Origin of the sequence: Streptococcus sp. 2106, assembly GCF_013277315.1 — a bacterium.
Lineage (GTDB): Bacteria > Bacillota > Bacilli > Lactobacillales > Streptococcaceae > Streptococcus > Streptococcus pseudopneumoniae.
On the sequence record NZ_VMMS01000111.1, the window covers coordinates 1 to 6236 of the forward strand.

The following is a 6236-nucleotide window of genomic DNA, read 5'->3' on the forward strand; positions in this document are numbered from 1 at the left end:
TTCTATCCACAACCTCAAAACTGTGTTTTGAGCAGCCTGCAGCTAGCTTCCTAGTTTGCTCTTTGATTTTTATTGAGTATTAAAATAAGGATAAGAGAAAACAGGAATATCTATATCCTTGTGCCCAAAAAACCACTGCCTCCCCCAGATAAGCCTGAGGAAAGCAGTGATTCTTATTTTAGGAGTTAGGAATGAATACACGAAATCAATTTAGCTGATTATTTTTTGTTTTTCAAGAATTCATCGTATTGTTTTTTGCATTTCGTTCAATACTTTTTCGTAGGAACCTTCAGATTTCAATTTTTCCATCAATTCTGGAATCGCTTTATCTGGGTCAAATATAATAAAATGAAATAAGAATCGAGCAATTTAATTTTGGAATCCAAATCAATTTATAACAATATTTTAGAAGAGATGCTGTACTATTCTAAATTCAATATAATAATTTAACCATATTTTATGAGATATGTAAATCTAATAACTTATTTTATAAAGACATTATCACATTCGAATTACACACAATCACAAATACTTTATTTTGCGGTTGACATTATAAAAAAAAAGTAGTACAATGTAAATGAAATCGATTTCACTAAAATACAAAGGAGGTATTGTGATGACAAATTTGAAAAAATGCATCGCATTAGGACTGGGAGTCGCTTGCTTACTCCCCTTAGCTAGTCAGACTGTTTCTGCTAGGATGGTATATTTTGATCTTCATGTTACACGCGAAGACTATTCCGTTAGTAGCCGAAAAACTGAAAAAACAGACGGCTCCCCTGCTGTTGCTAATATCACAGGTGGTCTTGGTTGGGGAAAAAAGGTCAGAATTCGCGCTTGGACTGCTGCTGAGGATGAGCCTGCAACTGAAATGAAAATAGCTGATTCAAATGGTCGCTATAATCTTCACTATAATGACGGTTATGGGACAATTGGACGCTATTATTATCTCAACGCCTCTAAATATGGTTGGCTCAATTCGAATATAACAGGACGTTTTGACCCTTAATTCGTCTCAAAACAAAAAGTAACAAACATTGGGTTATTCGCTAGTTTATCATGTGAGCGCTCACTAGCCTAACGCCCCCTTCTAAGAGTAGAGGCATCATCTAAAAAGTATCATGTCTCTGCTCCTTTTTTAAAGGAGCTTTTTACTATGAAAAAATACCTATTATTTCTACTTATTCTTCCCTTTATCTTTTTAACAGCTTGTCAATATAGCCAAAAGCAAACAACTGAGATAAATAAGGAAAATCTTCCCATAAAAGAAGGTTATAAAGAGATAACAGAGCAAATCTATCTATCAGACCAGATAGATACCTCCTATAAAGAAGAATTGCCTTTTTGGGACTCAAAAAAAGGAGACAAAGAAACATTGGTAACAGCTATCCAAAATTTTATGGGAAGCGATAGTGAAATTAGTGAAATTATTGCCGATAAGAATCCTTTAACCAGACTCCAAAAAGGAAAGACCAGAGCAGATATTACCGTCAATAAAACTGGATCATGGATTCATTTAACATCTGATCAAATATCAGATCTATCAAGTGTTTTCCACAACCTACGATTAGACGCTATTGAAAATAATCTAAATCTAACCGACTTTAAAGAAGAACTTCCATTTTCAAAAGAAGATGGTGTTAACAAAGTTAAGCAATTTCTAAATACCCTCCAATTAGGATTTGACGATTATGATTATCTCATCTACGCTATCTCAAAAGAAACACTCCTTGAGTATCTCCCAACCTACGAAAGAAATGCCAAAGAATTAAAAGGAACAAAGATAGACAAAAACAATCTGACTGATATGTGCTATGTTACTGTTTTTCCAAAACTTTCTAGTAAAAGAGTTATTGATGGCGAAACTCAGCTAGGTTCATCCGGAGAGATTAGTTTTATTCATGGTCCTGACCTAAACTTTATCATCACCCAAGCAGGGATTCAAGGAATTGATTTATCTGGTGTTATCTTACCGACTCAAAAAATAGATAAAATGGCGACTCTTTCTGTCCAAAAAGGATTAGATGTTTTAAAAGAAAAATACGAAAATTTGATTTTGGACAGTCCAATTTATATTGAGTCATTTACAATTGAGTATATACCTATTCCCACTCAAGAAAAAGAACTCTATGGAGGAAATCTCTATCGTCCCTTCCTAATCTTTACAATCAAAGAAAAAGATCGTATAGATAAAGCAGTTATCGATCCCACAAACTGGAAAGAGGTAAGTTAGATGAAACTACTTCTCCCCTTTAAATATACGCTAAAAGATTGGAGGATTTGGATTGGACTACTCTTTTCCTTAGTAGTTGCATTGATGATGTCCTATACAGATCTAACAATAAAATTAGACGGAAGAAATTCACTTGCAGTCCCTGATTATTTCATGCTCTCCTTCTCTAGAAATCTAGCAATGTCATTATATATCTTAACAGCAGCTTCCACTGTAGTAACAGACTTTTCACAAGACTACCATCAAAATAGACTTCCTTTTTTACTTAGTCGTATGTCTCTGCGACAATACGCTTCTTCCTTCGTCAAACGGTTAATTTTCCGTTCTTATTTTGTAGGACTGACCTTAGGATTCTGTTTTTTAATTCTCCTCTCCTTTTATTTTCCCCTCACTAATTCTCACTACTCATCTACTTTTAGCAATCAGTGGTTGTTAAATCAAGGATTTATATTCCTTTTCTACTTCCTTCTCATTAGTCTAATTGGACTCTATTTTGCATTCTTTACTCTATTAGGTGGAGTTCTTTCCGTTTTTTACCCTAATGTGTTAATGGTCTATCTTCTTCCAAGTACAGCCTGGTTTGTCCTCACAACATTTGGTTTAGAGAGAGTTCTCCCTTTTTTTACCTTGCCACATATCGTCTTAACGACAGATGATTATTTACGAGAAGGGCTAGCATATTTTCAAGTAGGTGACGAAAACTTTCGAAATATTTTTTCGTTGCTTTATCCTTATATTTTCTTAACTCTATGGGCACTTTTGTCAATAGAGATCATTCGACTAGCTCTTAAAAAACATTGGCATTTTTATGATAAGGAGTAATCTTATGGAGATTATACGTGTAGTAACTATTCTCTTAAAACAACAATTCACCTTTAAACGATTGTTGCCTATCTTAATTTTCTTTCACCTCTATACTTTGATTTTAATGCTACCTTTTTCTAATTTAGCTAATCACTTCAAAGAAACTTATCCTGTCAGCATTGTAACTGTTCTCTTCACGAGTCAATGGTTCACTGCAATTTCTATTTTATCTGTCATACTACTATTTAGCAATCTTCCTTTAAAAGATACTTTCCAGTTTTGGTTAATCTTAAAAATCGGACAGAAAAAGTGGATGCTCTCCCAGTTTATTTATCTGATTATAGCGAGCTTAATCGCTTCGATTTACCAAATCATCAGCATTCTAATCACTTTTCTTCCTACACTACACTTTTCAAATCATTGGGGACGTCTCCTACCCTCCTTAGCTCAAGGACGTATTTCATTTCCGGAAGGTGTTGATAGCATGACGCATCTACGCTCAATTATACTGCAATATTATTCTCCCTATGGCGCTTTTTTTCAAATATTCTTATTGTTATTCCTTATGTTCATATTGATTGGGGGAGTGATTTTCGTTTTCAATAGTCATTATTCTAATTTAGGAAATACCTTAGCCTGTGGATTAGTTATTGTAGAATTATTTATTACAGAAGCTTCACGTTTCTGGATTAAATTTTTATCTCCTTTAACTTGGCTAGACTTCCATTATATTAAATACGAAGCCCATTCTGGCTTACTATCCCTACCAGAAATAATTACTCGTATCCTACTTTTATACCTTTTGCTCGCCATAATCCTAGTTGTTATGAAAAAAATAAGGAGACAATAGATATGACAAACTTACATTTAAAATCTATTCGTAAAAACTATAAACACAATGTAATTTTTGAAGACCTTTCCTTTGAATTTTCCAGTGGAAATATATACGGAATTGTTGGATATAACGGTTCAGGAAAAACAGTTTTACTCAAGTGTTTAGCGGGATTAGAAGGTATAACTGAAGGAAAAATCGAATTAGATGGAAACATACTTGGAATAGATTTTCCCTTCTTACCAAGTGTAGGTGTTATTATTGAGACTCCAGGATTTCTGGAAGGTTATTCTGGTTTTGATAACTTACATCAACTAGCTCTAATCAAAAATAAAATAGGAGAGAAAGAAATCATTCAGAGTATGATAGATGTAGGACTCGATCCTAGTTCTTCTAAAAAAGTAAAACACTACTCTTTAGGAATGAAACAAAAATTAGCTCTAGCACAGGCTTTTATGGAAAATCCAGATATATTACTCTTAGATGAACCAATGAACGGACTTGATAAGCAATCTGTTCAAAAAATTCGAGAAAAATTACTCCACCTAAAAGAAAAGGGGAAACTTATTATTCTAGCTTCTCATATAGAGCAAGATATCGAATGTCTCTGTGATGAAGTTCTATACTTGGGATAAGAATGATTTATTACAGAAACAACACTCCTCATAAAATAGCAATTTTATACAAAAAGACCAACTATACCTGAATTATATTAGTTGGTTTATTTTTCATTCAAAAAATCACTGCCTTCCCCAGATAAGCCTGAAGAAAGCAGTGATTCTTATTTTAGGAGTTAGGAATGAATACACGAAATCAATTTAGCTGATTATTTTTTGTTTTTCAAGAATTCATCGTATTGTTTTTGCATTTCGTTCAATACTTTTTCGTAGGCACCTTCAGATTTCAATTTTTCCATCAATTCTGGAATCGCTTTATCTGGGTCTACAGTACCAGTGTTGATAGCTGTATCAAATTGTTGCATTGTGTTAGCAATAGCTGAGATTTCAGATTTCACATTGTCAGTATTGAAGATAAATCCAAGCGCTGGAGATTCTTTAGCTTCTGCCAATTCTTTCTTAGAATTTTCGATTTGTTGGTCTGTAACGTTTTCGTTGATGTAAAGGATCCAGTTGTTACCAGTGTTCCATCCACCCATGTGAGTGTTTCCTTTGTAGCCATCAAGAACGCGAACACGGTTTTCTTTACCTTCAATTTTTTCCCAGTTCTTGCCTTCTGGACCGTAAACAAGACCGTTCAAGAGTTCTGGATTCGTATTCAAGAGGTTCAAGATTTCCATTGATTTTTCTTTGTTCTTAGAGTTGTTTGAGATGACAAAGTTAGCAACTTGTGTTGTTTGGTTTTTCTTGATGAAGTTAGTAATTGGTTTGATTTGGATATCTTTGTTGGCAACACGTGAAAGCAAGCTGTTACCGTAGTCAGCTGGTCCTACTGTTTCTTCACGAACGAACCAAGTATCTTGTTGAAGGTCAAAGGAAGTATCGCTTGTTGCGACGTCTTTTGGAATGTAGCCAGCTTCATAGAATTTGTGAAGAGTCTTCAAGTGTTCTTTGAAACGAGGCACTTCGTAACGGTTTACAACTTTAGTAGTATCGCCTTCAAGGTCGATAACGAATGGAAGACCGTTTGCTACTGGGTAGTCAAAGTTATCAGATGGGATGAAAACTTTACCAATAGCAAATGGTACTACGTCTGGAGCTTTTTCTTTGATTTGTTTCAAGACTGGCTCAAGAGTTTCGTAAGAAGTAACACCTGAAATATCGATACCATATTTAGCAAGGAGAGTTCCGTTGAAGGCAAAGTTTTGAGATGATGCAACGTTGGCTGCAACTGGAACAGCGTAAATCTTACCATTTACAGTATTACCCTTGATGTAAGCTGGGTCAAGTGCTTTGTAAAGGTCTTTACCTTCTTTTTTGTACAATTCTGTCAAGTCAGCGTAAGCACCTTTTTGAGCATTTACAATATAGTTATCTGCAAAGGCAATATCATAGTTTTCACCAGATGATGTGATAACTGACATTTTCTTACCATAGTCACCCCAGCCAAGGTATTGGATATCCAATTTGGCACCAACTTTTTCTTCGATGATTTTGTTGGCATTTGCTAACAATTCATCCAAGTTATCTGGTTTGTCACCGATTTGGTACATTTTTATAACAGGTTTGTCACCTGAATCAGCAGCTTTTTTGCTGTTACCTGTCAAATTTCCACAAGCAGCAAGACCTGCAGCCAAAGCGACTACACTAGCAGATGCAAAAGCATATTTTTTCCAGTTTTTCATGATAAAAACTCCTTTTTTTATTTTTAAACTTATAAACAATGTAATGATCTTATACTCAATGAAAA

Annotated in this window: 7 protein-coding genes; 5 read left to right on the forward strand and 2 right to left on the reverse strand. The window is 34.5% G+C overall.

All coding sequences use genetic code 11. The features are described from left to right. Positions 1-240: 240 nt before the first annotated feature. Positions 241-309 (reverse strand): hypothetical protein, encoded by a 69-nt coding sequence (locus HT723_RS11975; protein WP_341774917.1) that lies wholly within the window; start codon positions 307-309, stop codon positions 241-243. Positions 310-616: 307 nt separating this feature from the next. Between HT723_RS11975 and HT723_RS10410 the strand changes: the two genes are divergently transcribed. The 5 genes from HT723_RS10410 to HT723_RS10430 all read left to right on the forward strand — a co-directional run bounded on the left by HT723_RS10410 (position 617) and on the right by HT723_RS10430 (position 4504). Next, positions 617-1009: a hypothetical protein gene (locus HT723_RS10410; RefSeq protein ID WP_000183091.1), complete on the forward strand. Its 393-nt coding sequence runs from the start codon at positions 617-619 to the stop codon at positions 1007-1009. A 147-nt stretch (positions 1010-1156) separates the two neighbouring features. Beyond that, positions 1157-2233, forward strand: coding sequence for a hypothetical protein (locus tag HT723_RS10415; protein ID WP_050223173.1), 1077 nt, complete (start codon positions 1157-1159; stop codon positions 2231-2233). Then, a complete protein-coding gene (locus tag HT723_RS10420; protein WP_000771482.1) occupies positions 2234-3055 on the forward strand; it encodes a hypothetical protein in 822 nt (273 codons plus the stop codon). It abuts the gene before it with no gap. Positions 3056-3059: 4 nt separating this feature from the next. Then, positions 3060-3887 (forward strand): hypothetical protein, encoded by an 828-nt coding sequence (locus tag HT723_RS10425; protein ID WP_138701815.1) that lies wholly within the window; start codon positions 3060-3062, stop codon positions 3885-3887. Between the two features lie 2 nt (positions 3888-3889). Beyond that, complete coding sequence (locus HT723_RS10430) at positions 3890-4504, forward strand: ATP-binding cassette domain-containing protein (protein WP_050281781.1); 615 nt, start codon at positions 3890-3892, stop codon at positions 4502-4504. 191 nt (positions 4505-4695) lie between these two features. On the opposite strand, the gene HT723_RS10435 is transcribed toward HT723_RS10430, so the two are convergent. Next, positions 4696-6171, reverse strand: coding sequence for an ABC transporter substrate-binding protein (locus HT723_RS10435; protein ID WP_000800407.1), 1476 nt, complete (start codon positions 6169-6171; stop codon positions 4696-4698). Positions 6172-6236: the final 65 nt, after the last annotated feature.